This is a genomic window from Reyranella sp., assembly GCF_036558665.1.
Lineage (GTDB): Bacteria > Pseudomonadota > Alphaproteobacteria > Reyranellales > Reyranellaceae > Reyranella.
In genome coordinates this window covers 46,272-59,725 of sequence record NZ_DATBFE010000035.1, presented here as the reverse complement: position 1 = coordinate 59,725, position 13,454 = coordinate 46,272, and the positions used below count along the sequence as shown (strand labels likewise).

Genomic DNA, 13,454 nt, shown 5'->3' with positions numbered 1-13,454 from the left:
CGACGGCCTCCTGTTCCAGAAGCAGCGCCGCCATCACGCCCCGCGCATGAGCGCGGCGCCCTTGTCGAGCAGGGGGAGGATCTTGTCCCTGGCTTCGGGCGGAATGACGAAGACGACACGGTCGACGCCGGCGTCACGGGCGCGTTTGAGCGAGTCGCCGTCCATTCCGACCCCGAACAGGGTGACTGGCACCTCGCCCGGGTCGCGGCCCGCCGCCTTCAGCATCTCGCGAAACGGCGGCAGCATCGCCAGCGTGTCACCGCCGCGGCCGCCGATCGGCATCCAGCCATTGCCATAGGCGATGGCGCGGCGCGCACCGTGCGGAAAGCCACCGCCCACGATGATCGGCGGATGCGGCTTCTGCACCGGCTTCGGCCATTGCATCATCTCGTCGAACTTCACGAACTCCCCCGCGTATTTCGGCTTGGAGCGCACCCAGATCTCCTTCATTGCCTCGATGCGCTCGCGCACCAGCTTGAAGCGCGTCGCGAAGGCCGTGCCGTGGTCGGCCATCTCCTCGGCATTCCAGCCGCCGCCGATGCCGAACAGAAGACGGCCATTCGACAGCCGGTCGACAGTCGCCACCTCCTTGGCGGTGTGAATGGGATCGCGCTGCACCACCAGGCAGACGCCGGTACCGAGCTTGATCGCCTTGGTGACGACCGCAGCGGCGCCCATCGACACGAAGGGATCGTAGGTGTCGTAGTACCATTTCGGTAATTCGGATCCGCCGGGCCACGGCGACTTTCGACTGGTCGGGATATGGCTGTGCTCCGGGAACCAGAGCGACTCGAAGCCTCGCGCCTCGGCCTCGATGGCGAGCTCGTGCGGTGGCACCGCGTAGTCCGTCGGAAACATCGTGACGCCGATCCGCATGGCCTCGCCCTCGCGCTGTCATTTTCGCCAGTGTACACGACCCTGCGCCAGTGGCTCGCGTGCCAGAAATCCAAGCGCATGTCAGCGGACAGCAGCATGCATGGCCTCGGCAAGCTGCAGGAAGCGGGCCTTCTCGGCCCGACTGGCAAGCTGACTGAGTTCCGCCCGGCCTTCAGGCGAAAGAGTTCCATCGCGGGCATCGGCTAGCAGCAGACCGCGGCGCACTACCAGGTCGGTAAGGGGTAGCGGCTCACGCTCGGCAAACCTCGCGAGGGCGGCGGCGTGCCGCCGTGCTTCGCCTGTTCGTCCGGCTGCCAGCGAGGCGTCGATGGCGTTTCGCCGGAAGTAGAGGTGATTGTGACCCAAGGTGTGTTCCCCGAGGAGCGCTTCTCCCTCCACCAGCCACCCGTCGCGCTCCTTGGGATCGTCGGTCAGGTTGGCGGCGATGCCCAGGGCCAGGGCGCCCACGAACGAGATCGAGTGCTGGCGGCAGAGGGCGATCGCCTCGCGCGCCAACCCGACGGCGCGTTGCCGGCGTCCGGCCGCAGCTTCGAGTTGGGCGCCGAAGATCACGTTCTCACCCTCGAACCGCCAGGCGCCGAGCTCGGCGACGATCTGACGGGACATCGGCAAATGCTCCAGGCCTTCCTCGGCGGCGCCCGCCTCGATGGCGGCCATCATCAGGCCATGCAGGGCGATAAGCTCGGCCCGCCGGTTCTGCGCCTGCCGTGCCATCGTGCGCGCACTTTCTGCCGCCTGTTTCGCGGCGTCGAGACGCATCATGAAGCATTCGGCGATAGATGCCATGGGCCGGTTCGCGATCTCGACACCCCCCGCGCCGGCAGAGCGCGCGGTGTCGATGCACCGCTCGAGCGCCGACAATGCGGAGCGCATGCGGCCTTGGGCATAGAACGCGTCGGCCAGCCCGCCCAGGGCGTGCGCCGTCAGCTCGAGCGATTGAGCGCGCTCGGCAAAGCCCAGGGCGATGCGATGCTGCTCCATGCATTCGTCGACCCGGCCACTGGGAAACAGGAGGTTCCCGCGCAGATGGTGGCAACGCGACGCCAATTCGGCGAGGCCGAGCGCCCCTGCGGCTGACTGGGCCTGATCCAGCGCCTGCACGGCGCCTTCCATGTCGTCGACTATGCGCAATGATGCGGCCACCCCGAAGCGGGCTTCGGCCCGCGTCGCCTCGTCGGGACTCTGTTGCAGCGCGGATCTGAACTGCATTTCGGCCTCGCGCGGCGCCCCGAGCGCCAGCCTCAGGTGGCCGACCAGCAGCCGGAGCGGCACCGCGTCCTCATCGTTCGGCGCGATCTGCAGGCCGCGTTCGGCTCGCTCCAGAGCGAGCGACAGGTTGCCGGCGGCACGCCAGCGCTCGCCGGCCACGCGATAGGCCCTGGCAGCCGCCGGGTCATTGGCCCGATCGAGATGGCTGGCGCGCAGGTCGGGCTCCGAATCGCCCAGCCAATCGGCGGCACGGCGATGCAAGGCCCGCGCCCCTTCGCTGAGCAACGAGGCATAGGTCGCCTCCTGGATGAGGGCGTGCACGAACATGACCATATCCCCGTCGAAGGCCAGCAAACCGGCTTCGACGAGCCGCCGCACATCGTAGTCGGGGCGCAGAAGCAGAGCTCGCAATGCGGCCATCGAGAAGCGCTGGCCCAGCACGCTGGCGGCCTGCACGGCCGCGCGGTCGCCCTGCGCCAGCCGATCGAGGCGGGCTTGGACGAGGGCGCGGATAGTGCCTGGCAGCGGGCGGGCCTCGGCATCGTCCGCGCTCAACAAGAGTTGCTCGAGAAACAGCGGATTGCCGCCTGAACGGGCGAGGACGCGGCTGGTGTTCGCCCGATCGATGGCGCTCGCGGCGACGCGAGCCAGCTGCTGCATCGCCTCGGGACGCAAGGGACCCAGCTCGATGATCGCAATCGACGCTCCGCCGAACTCCCGCCGAGAGGTCAGATCGAGAGGATCGCCCTCGATACGCGACGTGGTCAGAAGGACCAGACGCGAGTCGAGCGTGCGCAGCGCGAGCGCGCGAACCAGGCTCTTTACCGCATCGCGCGCCCAATGCAGGTCCTCGACGGCGACGGCCATGGGCGTCGCGGAGGCGACAATGCCGGCGAGATCCAGAACCGCTTGCACGCGCAAGGCGGTCCGGCGAGCATCCTCCATGGCGAAGTAGGGCTGAGCCAACTCGGCGGCCAGAGGCTGCTCGAGCACGTCGTGCAGCGCGGCACGCGCCGAGGGTGACAGAGTCTCGTCTTCCGGCCATCCCGGAAGCCGCCGCGCGAGCTGCTCGGCCAGCGAACGCAGCGGCAGGTGGCGCCGGTCTGCCCCGAAGTCGACGACGCGAACCAGGACGGGCGAAAAGCCGCGCCGCTCCGCCGCGGCAAGAGTCTCGGCCAGCAAGCGCGACTTGCCGATGCCGGCTTCGCCCCTGATGTGCAGCACGGCGCCTGGATTGGCGGCTTCCAGCACCGCCTCGGCCTGGGCGAGCTCGAGCTCGCGGCCGATGAAGGGAAAGCGCGCAGTCGACACGCTCTCGCGTGGTCCATCGAGGCGCCACAAGCGTTGCGGACTCGCTATTCCCTTGAGCATGCGCTCGCCGAGATCGGTGCCGGCCATCCGGGCGGCGACGGCGCGCCACACTGCATCGCTCAGCACAGTCTCGCCGGGGCCGGCTTCGCCGACCAGGCGCGACGCCAGGTTCACCGTGTCGCCGAGTACGGTGTAGTCACGACGTACGCTGCTCCCGATGTCGCCCGCGACGACATCGCCCATGGCGATGCCGACATGCGTCGAAAGAGGCCGGCCGAGCCGGGCCGAGAGCGCCGGCATGGCGCGCTGCAAGGCATCCGCCGCAGCAACGGCACGCAATGCGTCGTCCCCATAAGCCAGGGGCGCACCGAACAGCGCCATCGTTGCATCGCCCAGATGCTTGTCGACCGTACCGCCGTGCTCGGCCACGATTTCGTCGGCACGGCCGAGAAACGATTCGACGACCCGGTGGGCCTCCTCGGCACCAAGCGCATGCGACAGTTCCGTGAAGCCGCAGATATCGGCGAACAGCACGACAACCTGCCGCCGCTCGGTTTGCAACGTGCCGGTCGCCTTCGCGTCGACCGGATCGCCGAGGCGCGCGATGGCTTCGATCAGCCGCTTGCGATGGCCGAGCGACGCGACCCCGAGTTCGCGCAGATCGTCGGCGTCGAGGCCGCGCAAGTTGGTCTCGTCGATGTCGTTGGCGACGAACGCGTCGCCGTAGCGACCAAGCCCCAGTTGCTCAAGCCATTCGCGGATATCCAATGCCCGCTTCCCGCCCATCGTGACATGTGCGAACGGAGTTTACGGCATGACGCCGGCGCTGTGGAGCATCCGATGGCGCCTGGCGTCGAGCCCGGGCGGGACGATCAGAGTTTCATCGGCAAAACGATCATCGGCATGTGGCGCAAATGGAGCCGACGCAGCAAGGTCAGCGCCGCTTCGCTGTGAAGCTGGCGGATGTACCAGTTGTCCCGCTCGAATATCAGCTTGCTCGTGAAGAAGATGCAGTGGGGGAAATCCTGCCGGACCTGCTCCGCGAGCGCCGTCAGCTCCTCGATCGGATCGGTGCCGAACCGGACATAGGCTTTGGCGGCAAGGCCGCGATTGTTGCAGTACGTGACGAAGTAGCCGGTCGTCTGCGCCGCCTTCGCGCGTACCTGCTCCAGTTCCTCAGAGCCGCTGTAGGATCTGGCATCGACCGTGCGCGCGCTCATGAACACGAAATTGCGAAAATGGTCGGGGAATTCCCGCCTTACCCAGTCCAGGGCATAAACCCCGCCCCAGCGACAGGATCCGACGACGAATACCGCCGTCGCCTCGTTCGGCTGCACCGCTGGCGGCGTTGCCGAGATCGGATACTCCATCGGCAGTGCCGCGTCCGCCTCGCGAAGCTTGCGCCGGATCTTTTCGTAGTGCGAGCGGTTGAGGATACAGAAGCCGATCACGATGCCGGTGATCAGCAGGGTCATGAACCCGCCTTCGGTGAACTTCTCGACGGTGGTGACAGCGAGAATTCCGCTCGTCACCACCAGGCCGAGAATGGATAGCGCGATCCGAATTGGCCACCGGCGATCGGTGCGGCGCACGCTCCACCAGTAGATCGTCAGACCGAGCAGCGAGAGCGCGAAGGTGAGAAACACGTTGATGCTGTACAGCACCACGAGCAGCGCCACGCTTCCCTCCGTGGCCAGAACGATGCCGGCCGCGGCAACCCCCATGAGAACGATCCCGCGCTGCGTGACCAGCCGGCTCGACAGATAGCGGTATTGGTGCGGCACCCAGGAATCGGCAGCCATGTTGGCGAGCACGGCGGGCCCGCCGAGGAAGCCGGTATTGGCGGCGACCAGCAGCAGGCCGCCCTCGAGCATCAAAACGACCCAGAGCGCCGGCGTCTCGAATCCCGAATGCCCGATGCTGTCGCCCAGTATGGCGCGGAAGGCGACCGCGTTCAGTGTCTCTCCCTCGGCCGGCTGCACATCCCAGAGCAAATAGAGAAGAATGATGCCGCCGGCCACGAAGCTCAACGACAGCGCCATATAGAACATCGTCCACTTGCCGGTGAGCACGCGCGGCTCGGCAAGCGATTGCACGTTGTTGGAGACAGCTTCGATGCCGGTGTACGTGCCGCCGCCGAGCGAATAGGCGCGCAGAAACAGGGAGGCGGTGAAGATCCAGCCCATTTGCTGCGTGAGCAGCGAGGTTTCCTTCAGGGTATCGGGAACGAGCGCAGGGATGCGGTCGGCATGCAGCCCGATGCCAAGCAGGATCAGGATGATGTGAGTGGCGAAGAAGCCGAGAAAGATCGGCAGCAGAATCCTGATCGATTCCCGCATTCCGCGAAGGTTCAGCACAAGGAGCAGGACAACGATCGCTATTTCCGTCGCCAGCTTGAAGGGGTGAACATCGCGCGGCAGGAAGCTGAAGATTGCATCGACGCCGCTCGCGACGGAGATCGCGATTGTGAGCATGTAGTCGACGATGAGCGCGGCGCCGGAAATCAGGCCGGCGCCCGGCCCGATCAGGTTCGTGGCGACCTTGTAACCACCGCCGCCCGACGGGAAGAGCTCGACGACCTGGTTGTAGGCGACTGCGATGATGAAAACGGTCGCCGCCGTCGCCAGCGCCAGATAAAGCGCGAGGTGCCGGTGGGCGCCGAGCGCCAGGAATGCTTCCGCCGGGCCGTAGCAGGATGACGACAGACCGTCGGCCCCGAGCCCGATCCAGGCGAGGAAGGCGACGAGGGCCACATGCCGCCTGGTCTCCTGACTGAAGGGATCGAGGCGCGGACCCAGGAAGATCTCGCCCAGATTCCTGTGTGGCATGGCGTCCCCCCGCCCGAGTCAGTCCTTCCTCGAACAGTACATGTGTCCCTTGGCGCCGTCGAATGGACTCGGCCACCGAGATCTCGATCGACCGACCAGCAGCATCCCGCAGGGCAGCGCCGGCAAGGAGCAATCGTCCTACGCGGCCAGCTTGCCCCTCAGCATTTCGCCGGCGAAGGCACCGGTCGCCTCGCCATTCTCGAAGGTCGTCGACCCGTTGACGATGGTGGCGCGAATACCTTCCGCCTTTTGCACCAGTCGCCGTGCGGCGCCCGGCAGATCCTTCTCCACCGTCGGCAGGCAGGGACGGATGCGCTCCTCCTCGAACAGCACCAGATCCGCTTTGCAGCCTTGCCGGATCAGGCCCCGGTCCAGCAGCTCCCAGGCCACGGCGTTATCGCGCGTCAGCTTCTTGATCGCCTGTTCGAGCGTGAAGGCGCCGCGCTTGCGCACCCAGTAGCTCAGGAAGTGCGTCTGCAGCGACGAGCCCATCTCCTGGCAAACGTGCGCGCCCGAGTCCGAGAAGGTGGCGAGCGTGCGCTCGTGCCTCAGGATGCCCAGCACGTCCTCCGGCGATTCATTGACCAGTGGCTGGACGTAGATCTGGTTCTCGTCGGCGAGCGACAGATCGATCATCACTTCGACAGGATGCTGGCCGCGCACCCTGGCGAGCTGATCGACCGTCGGATCGTCCCAATCGACACCCTTCAGCGCGAAGAGGTTGGCGTAGTCGGGCTTGCGCGGATCCGTGGTCGCGGCACCGCCGCCCTGGAACGTCTTGTCCCGCGGTTTCATCGTCGCTTCCGCCGCCACCAGCTCGCGACGCACCGAAGGATCGCGCAGCCGCTTCTTCTGCTCGTCGAGTGGCAGGGCACGGATCGGTTGCCAGGCCGGCAGCACGTCGAACGGCAGATAGGACTTCAGCGAGAAGATCGCATTGATCGAGCGCGTCGTGCCTTGCCCGAACATGCGTCCGCCTGCGGCGATCGTGTCGTCGATGTACTTCGTCTGATATTGCCAGGGGTTGGGATCCTCGCCCTGGCGGGTGGCGAGCACGCCGAACATGATCGGCCGGCCGTGAGCGAGCGCGACCTGCCGCAGGCGTTCGAGGAAGGCACGATGGGTCGGGCCGCTGCCGATGTCCGGACCGATCTGGAAGATGCCGGCATCGAGCTCGGCCATGGCGGCAACGATGCGGTCGATCTCCCGCCAGTCGGCGATGCGACTGGCGACGGGTGTATCATCGGGCGTGACATGGGTGGTCGCCCGCGAGCTCGAGAAGCCGAGTGCGCCGGCCTTCAGCGCCTCCTGGACCAGAAGCCCCATGCGACGCATGTCGTCGTCGTTCGCCGTCTCGTCGAGCGCGCGCCTTCCCATGACGTACATGCGCAGCGCCGAATGGCCGATATACATGCCGTAGTTGATCGCCTTGGGCAGGCGCTCGACCGTGGCCATGTAGTCGGGAAAGGTTTCCCAGCACCAGTCGATGCCGGCGGCCATCGCCTCGGTCGGAATGTCCTCGACGGCCGACAGGCAGCGTGCATACCAATCGCGGTCGGCCGGCTTGCAGGGCGCCAGGGCGAAGCCGCAGTTGCTCATCACGACCGAAGTGACACCGTGCCAGCACGAGCAGCTTCCCAACGGATCCCACGCAACCTGCGCATCCATGTGGGTATGGCCGTCGATGAAGCCCGGCGAGACGATCAGACCGTCGGCGTCGATGGTCCGACGCGCCGGCTCGCTGAGGCGCCCTATCCTGGCGATCCGACCCTGCGCAATGCCGATATCGGCAACGAACCGGTTGCCGCCCGAGCCGTCGACGACGGTGCCGCCGCGCACCAACAGATCCAGCGCCATGGTGTCCTCCGGTTGGTCGTGACGATGCTATGGTCCCGGCGGGCAACCGTCCATCTTGGCCACCCTCAGTGCTTTCTGGTCTCGAACTCGTGGAACTCGCTCATGAACGGCGCGGCGACGGCCGCGTTCAGCTTGCAGTCGAGGAACACCGGACCGTCCGGCCGGGCGAGCATTGGCGCCGCCTTGTGCAAATCGTCGAGCGTACGGATCGTTGCCGCCTGGAAGCCGAAGGCCTCGGCGATCGGCGCGTAGTCGACGTCGGGGAACACCGACTTGGCCACCGGCAGATCGCGCATCTTCAGGAAATGCAGCTCCGCGCCGTAGGCACAATCGTTCATCAGCACGATGACCAGGGGCAGGTCCTCGCGCACCGCGGTCTCGAGCTCCCCCATGGTCATGAGAAAGCCGCCGTCGCCAATGACCAGAACCGTGGTTTCGTCCGGCCGTGCCCTGGCCACGCCCAGCGCCGCGCCGAAGCCGAGACCGATTGACGCGAAATCGCTGGTCATCTTGAAATGACCGGGGTCCGGCACGGAGAGATAGGGCACGATGCCGAGGAAATTGCCGGCGTCGTAAACCAGGTTGCGCCTCGGCGGCAGAAGCTTGTCCAGCGCGACGCCGAGCGCGCGCGGATCGACTGTGCGGGTGGTATTGGCCGGCTGGAAGTCCCGGGCGATGTCGAAGTCACCGAGGAAGCGCCGCGTCTCTTCCGAGCGGAATGGTCGCTCGGCGTTGGACCCCGCCGGCAGCGCCTCGAGGAGCGCCTCCGCCGCCAGCCGCGCATCGCCCACCACGGCGACATCGGCCGCATGCCAGCGGCCGATGTTGCCGCGGCTTGCATCGACCTGGATCAGCGGCGCCTTCGGCAGGGAATGACCGAAGCTCATGGTGAGCAGGTTGAGGCTCGCGCCGAACACCAGGACGCAATCCGCCTCGGCCACCAAGCGGCGCGCCGCGGAATGCGAGAACGAACCGATGATCCCGAGATTGCACGGATGCCCGCGAAACAGGTCCTTGCCGCGGGCCGATGTCGCCAGCAGTGCGCCGGTCCGCTCGGCGAGCTGCTCCAGGGCTGCCCTGGCGCGGGCACGATACGCTCCCTGGCCCGCGAGGATCAGCGGCTTGCGACTCTGCCGCAGCAGGCCAATGGCCGCTTCGATCGCCTGCGAGCGTGGCGGTGTCGGTGGACGCAGGGCCCGTTTCGGCGCGGCTGCAAACGCCCCTTCCCCGAGATCCATTTCGGCGAGTTGGACGTCGACAGGAAGCAGTAACGCCGCCACCCCGCCCTGCAGCGCCGCAGCCGCGGCGTCCGCCAACGCACCGCGGGCGGCGACGGCGCTGGTCGCGACGAAGGTGCGGATGCCGGCGGCGCTCAACACACCCGTCGCGTTGAAGCCCTTGTAGTCGGGGCCGAGCGAATTGGCGGCCCCTGTCGGCACTGCCGCCTCGCCGTAGATGATCAGCACGCGCGAGCCGGTGCGGCTTGCATAGGTAGCGGCGTGCAGCCCGTTCGCCGTGGCCGGTCCCCTTCCGATCACCGCAATGCCGAGACCGTCGGTCGCATAGGCGAAACCTTCCGCCATGGCGATGGCGTTGTTCTCGTGCCGCGCGCCGTAGAAGCGGACGCCGGAACTGTCGAGCGCGGTGGCGAAGACCGCAGTGTCGTCGCTCATCAGGCCGAACACCTGCTCGACGCCGAGAGCCTTGATGTCCTCGACAAGTACTTGATAGGTCGGCGCGCGACGCCTCGTTGCACCGTCGAGGCCCTCGTGCTCGAGAATGGTCATGCCGTGCTCCTCAAACTGCCCGGCCGAGGGTAGCGCCGGAAATCGATGGAACATAGGTCCGGCCGCGGCTTGGCTTACCGCCGGGCGAAAAACGGGATCGTGCGAGGGGCGTCCAGATGGCGCGCCCGAATTTGATTTTCAGCCTTCGATCACCTATGTCTCTCGCGATCATGCTGCGGCCTGCAACCTTCAGCCGAGCGCTCTGTCGTTCAGGCAATCTGATCGCGGACATCTAGCCCCGAGCTCGGCGCCCGCCGTCACCTATCGGGCTCGGGGAACGTTCGCAGCGAGGTCGCGGAACAATCCGATCTTGGTCTGCTCGACACGCTGACGCGTGTCCAACACGGCGCCTTCCAAACCCGCAAGGCCAAGGGCCGAATTGCGACCGCCAGGATGGAGATTGTGCATGACATCGAGGACCGACGAAAAGCTCGGGCGTAAGCCGGGCGGGCCGAGTCAGGAGGGTTCCCACGACAACGTCGTACAGCTCGCCCCCAAGCTCAAGGCGAGGAAGGCGGCCCGTGCGCGCGCCAGCGACTCACCGCAGGCGGGCCAGAGGGCGAACCGGCCAAGCGACGGCGGCGATGACGGTGACCCCGGACCGAGCGCGGCCTGAGGCCATAGTGGCCCCGCCGCGCGGCCGTCTGATCCTGCTACTTCGCGGCGACGGTCGACGACAGTCGTCCCTCGGCAACGCCGGCAGGAGTTGCGCCGCGCGCGACGCCCGGCAGACGCCGCGTGGTCGCCGCGAGGTGCCGCGAGAGTCGCCGCGCGACGAACCTGGCGCCGACGGCGAAGCGCATCAGCGGACCGAAGCTGTTGGCGGCGATCGGGCCTACGAAATAGAGCCCCGGAACGCTCGACCGGAAATTGGCCGAAAGGATCGGCGTGTCGTTCACCGTGGCGATCGATGCCGCAAGCGCCGGATCGATGAATGCGAGCCGTCTCACGGCCGGTCGATAGCCGGTCGCGGCGATGACATGATCGGCCTCGAGCACCATCCGGTTACCGTCCGTCGTCGCAAATTCGAGCCTCACCTTGTCGTCCGCGGCGCTGGCATCGATCAGCGCATGTCCCGGCAGGAAGGGTACGCGGCCGAAGAAGCGATCGGCCATGAACCATCCTCCGGCAGGCCCGAGATGGGTTTTCACCCACCTCAGCCGTCTCGCCTCGGGCAGAAGATGAAAGATCGAGGGCAGATGGGTGAAGAACCAGGATCGCCAGGACGGGCCAATGCCCGACATGGGCTGGCGCATCCGGTCCGACAACGGCCGCGGCAGGCGCATCCTGCTGTGTATTTCGATCTCGTCTCGCCGCGCCAGCACGCGAACGCTCGCGCCTGCCTCGTGGGCGAGCACCGCGACATCGACCGCCGAGGACCCGGCGCCCAGAACGACGACGTCCTGGCCCTTGAAGCGGGCGAAGCCGGTATGGCCAGAGCTGTGCGAAACCAGCGTCTGCGGCAGGCCGGCGAGCGATTCGGGCATATGGGCGAAGTGGCTGATGCCGACCGCCATCACCACGCGCCGGGCGCTCAACGTCCCGCCGGTGTCGAGCCGCAAGGCAAAGCCCTCCGGCGTCTTCGTCAGCGCGGTGACCTTCGCGTCCTCGAGCGTCGGCACGACGCGTCGCTGGAAGGCGAGACCATATTCGCAGAACGTGCGGAGGGGAACCGGCAGCCCGAGGTCGGCATAGGGCACGCCCTTCTGCCGGCAGTAGCTGCCGAGCGAGAATTCGCCACCGCCATCGTACAGGCTGGATGCGAAGCCCTCCGACTTCAGCAGCATGTCGCGCGGCATCTGCGTCAGCCAGCTCTCCATCGGCTTGCCGAAGATCCGGAACGAAACGCCGCGATCGGCGAGGTGCGCGGCGATGGACAAGCCGTATGGACCGGCGCCTATGATGGCCACGTCCGTTCGGTCAGACATGAATGGCGTCCTTTCCGGGAAGTGCTTCTGCATAGGCGGAGGACGCAAAGGCGGAAGTGCTGCCTGAGAGATTGTTCGCGGTCGAAAGTGGCGCCACCTCCGTCCGACGGCCCAAATGACGTCGCGGATTGCGCAGGAATTGCCGAGCGATCTGCACCCAGCTGAGCGGCTCCGCGGCGACGGGTTCACGATAGGCCACGATGAACTCCGGCTCTTGCCAGGGCACGTCGTGATGGGCTGTGCGCAGGAAATCGCTGGCCGGATCGCGCCAGCTCTCCTGCGGAAAGAGAGCAACCGTTCCCGAGCCGATATTGGGCGTCGCACGACGATCGACGGCCGCCGGTAATGCGGTCGCCAATGCGCCGATCATATCGGAAGAGGCATTGAAGACGAGATGGCAGATCTGGGTCGGGCGCTGGTTCATCTCGAGGAGGTACGGACGGCCGGTGCCGGCTTCCAGCATGAAGTCGAAACCGACGAACCCGGAAAGACCAAGGCGATGCACGAGACGCGCAGTGGCGTCGGCCATTGCCGGCGAGTCGATCACCCGCACGACGGTGGCGGGGCCGGTGCAGGCGCTCGTCCGCAGGGCCTCGACGCTCAGGCCGGCGAGCACCCGCCCGCGGTGGCAGACGACCGCGCGATTGGCCGGGCGTCCTTCAATGTACTCTTGCACCGTTATGGCCGGCCGCGCCCGGCAGAGCTGTCGCAGGTGGCCGAGATCGAGTCTCCTGACGGCCTGCCTCAGCGCAAATACGCGGCCCACGGTCGTCCGGAATTCGAGGAAAGCTTGCTCGGCTTCAGCAGCGGTCGCCACGATGCGAACCCCCTGGCCGCCGTACATCTCGTCGCGCTTGATGACGAGAGGGAAGCGCGCCGTGGCGATGTGCGCACGCAGCTGGTGCAGGTCCCGCACGACCTGCGTCCTCGGCGCCGACAGTCCCTCCTCCCGGGCGAGAGAGACAAACCGGCTCTTCTGGTAGGCGAACACGAACGACGAGGGCGCACCCAGGGAGGCTTCGATAAGTGCGGCCATCTGGTCGGGCTTGCGGCCGCGGCCACGCACGGCGCGGTTGTGTAACGTCCGCAGCAATTCGATTGCGGGGTCGTCGCCCGGGATCAGCAGATCGGGGGAATATCTCTCCACGACACGGCGGATCGTCTCGAGCGCTTCGGCGCGCGTGCGGCCGAGCCGGTCCACGGTGACGGCGCACATCTTGAACAGGGCGTGGTCAGCCGGGGTGAGCGCCCTCACCTCGAACCCTCGGTCGGCCATTTCCAGGCACAGCCGGGTGGTCGCCGCCCAATGCACCGTGGCAATCACGACAATGCGCGGTCGCGACATGTCGGATGGCGGTGCTTGCCGACGCGGTCGTTCCTCTTCCCCGTGAGAGGCCGGATCAGACATGCCCTTCACGCCCCACACCCCCAATGCGCTCTGTGTTCACCCCAATCGGCGCGTTGGACGTTCACTAGATCACGGTGCGACCGATTTTCCCGTGTTCATGATGTGGCAAAATGACCAGCGACCACTCCTGGTCGCGCTTTATCGTCCCGGATCGATAGTATTGCGATTGACTATTAATTGCATATCATGGCCCGTCAGTTGATGCCTTTGGAAACGGCAGATCCATGGA

Annotated in this window: 8 protein-coding genes; 1 reads left to right on the top strand and 7 read right to left on the bottom strand. The window is 66.6% G+C overall.

Annotated elements, in window-relative coordinates:
* Positions 1-33 precede the first annotated feature (33 nt).
* From VH499_RS05295 to VH499_RS05275, 5 genes are all read right to left on the bottom strand, one after another.
* Positions 34-876 (bottom strand): LLM class F420-dependent oxidoreductase, encoded by an 843-nt coding sequence (locus VH499_RS05295; RefSeq protein WP_332051651.1) that lies wholly within the window; start codon positions 874-876, stop codon positions 34-36.
* 81 nt (positions 877-957) lie between these two features.
* Entirely contained in the window at positions 958-4,203 is a 3,246-nt protein-coding gene (locus VH499_RS05290; protein ID WP_332051650.1) for an adenylate/guanylate cyclase domain-containing protein, read from the bottom strand.
* 86 nt (positions 4,204-4,289) lie between these two features.
* Entirely contained in the window at positions 4,290-6,245 is a 1,956-nt protein-coding gene (locus tag VH499_RS05285; protein ID WP_332051649.1) for an APC family permease, read from the bottom strand.
* Positions 6,246-6,383: 138 nt separating this feature from the next.
* Positions 6,384-8,102: an N-acyl-D-amino-acid deacylase family protein gene (locus VH499_RS05280; protein ID WP_332051648.1), complete on the bottom strand. Its 1,719-nt coding sequence runs from the start codon at positions 8,100-8,102 to the stop codon at positions 6,384-6,386.
* Positions 8,103-8,167: 65 nt separating this feature from the next.
* Positions 8,168-9,889: a thiamine pyrophosphate-binding protein gene (locus VH499_RS05275; protein WP_332051647.1), complete on the bottom strand. Its 1,722-nt coding sequence runs from the start codon at positions 9,887-9,889 to the stop codon at positions 8,168-8,170.
* 406 nt (positions 9,890-10,295) lie between these two features.
* Here VH499_RS05275 and VH499_RS05270 point away from each other — a divergent pair, with 406 nt between their 5' ends.
* Positions 10,296-10,505, top strand: a complete 210-nt coding sequence (locus tag VH499_RS05270; RefSeq protein WP_332051646.1) for a hypothetical protein — start codon at positions 10,296-10,298, stop codon at positions 10,503-10,505.
* A 37-nt stretch (positions 10,506-10,542) separates the two neighbouring features.
* Here VH499_RS05270 and VH499_RS05265 read toward each other — a convergent pair whose 3' ends face one another.
* Together VH499_RS05265 and VH499_RS05260 are read right to left on the bottom strand one after the other, a co-directional pair.
* Positions 10,543-11,817, bottom strand: a complete 1,275-nt coding sequence (locus tag VH499_RS05265) for an NAD(P)-binding domain-containing protein (protein ID WP_332051645.1) — start codon at positions 11,815-11,817, stop codon at positions 10,543-10,545.
* Positions 11,810-13,162, bottom strand: a complete 1,353-nt coding sequence (locus VH499_RS05260) for an ATP-grasp domain-containing protein (protein WP_332051644.1) — start codon at positions 13,160-13,162, stop codon at positions 11,810-11,812. The genes VH499_RS05265 and VH499_RS05260 overlap by 8 nt, the downstream gene beginning before the upstream one ends.
* Between the last annotated feature and the right edge of the window lie 292 nt (positions 13,163-13,454).

Bases quoted from the DNA above. Each gene is read 5' to 3' on its own strand.
- VH499_RS05285 (WP_332051649.1), bottom strand. From the start codon at position 6,245: ATGCCACACAGGAATCTGGGCGAGATCTTCCTGGGTCCGCGCCTCGAT.
- VH499_RS05290 (WP_332051650.1), bottom strand. From the start codon at position 4,203: ATGGGCGGGAAGCGGGCATTGGATATCCGCGAATGGCTTGAGCAACTG.
- VH499_RS05280 (WP_332051648.1), bottom strand. From the start codon at position 8,102: ATGGCGCTGGATCTGTTGGTGCGCGGCGGCACCGTCGTCGACGGCTCG.
- VH499_RS05265 (WP_332051645.1), bottom strand. From the start codon at position 11,817: ATGTCTGACCGAACGGACGTGGCCATCATAGGCGCCGGTCCATACGGC.
- VH499_RS05295 (WP_332051651.1), bottom strand. From the start codon at position 876: ATGCGGATCGGCGTCACGATGTTTCCGACGGACTACGCGGTGCCACCG.
- VH499_RS05260 (WP_332051644.1), bottom strand. From the start codon at position 13,162: ATGTCGCGACCGCGCATTGTCGTGATTGCCACGGTGCATTGGGCGGCG.
- VH499_RS05275 (WP_332051647.1), bottom strand. From the start codon at position 9,889: ATGACCATTCTCGAGCACGAGGGCCTCGACGGTGCAACGAGGCGTCGC.
- VH499_RS05270 (WP_332051646.1), top strand. From the start codon at position 10,296: ATGACATCGAGGACCGACGAAAAGCTCGGGCGTAAGCCGGGCGGGCCG.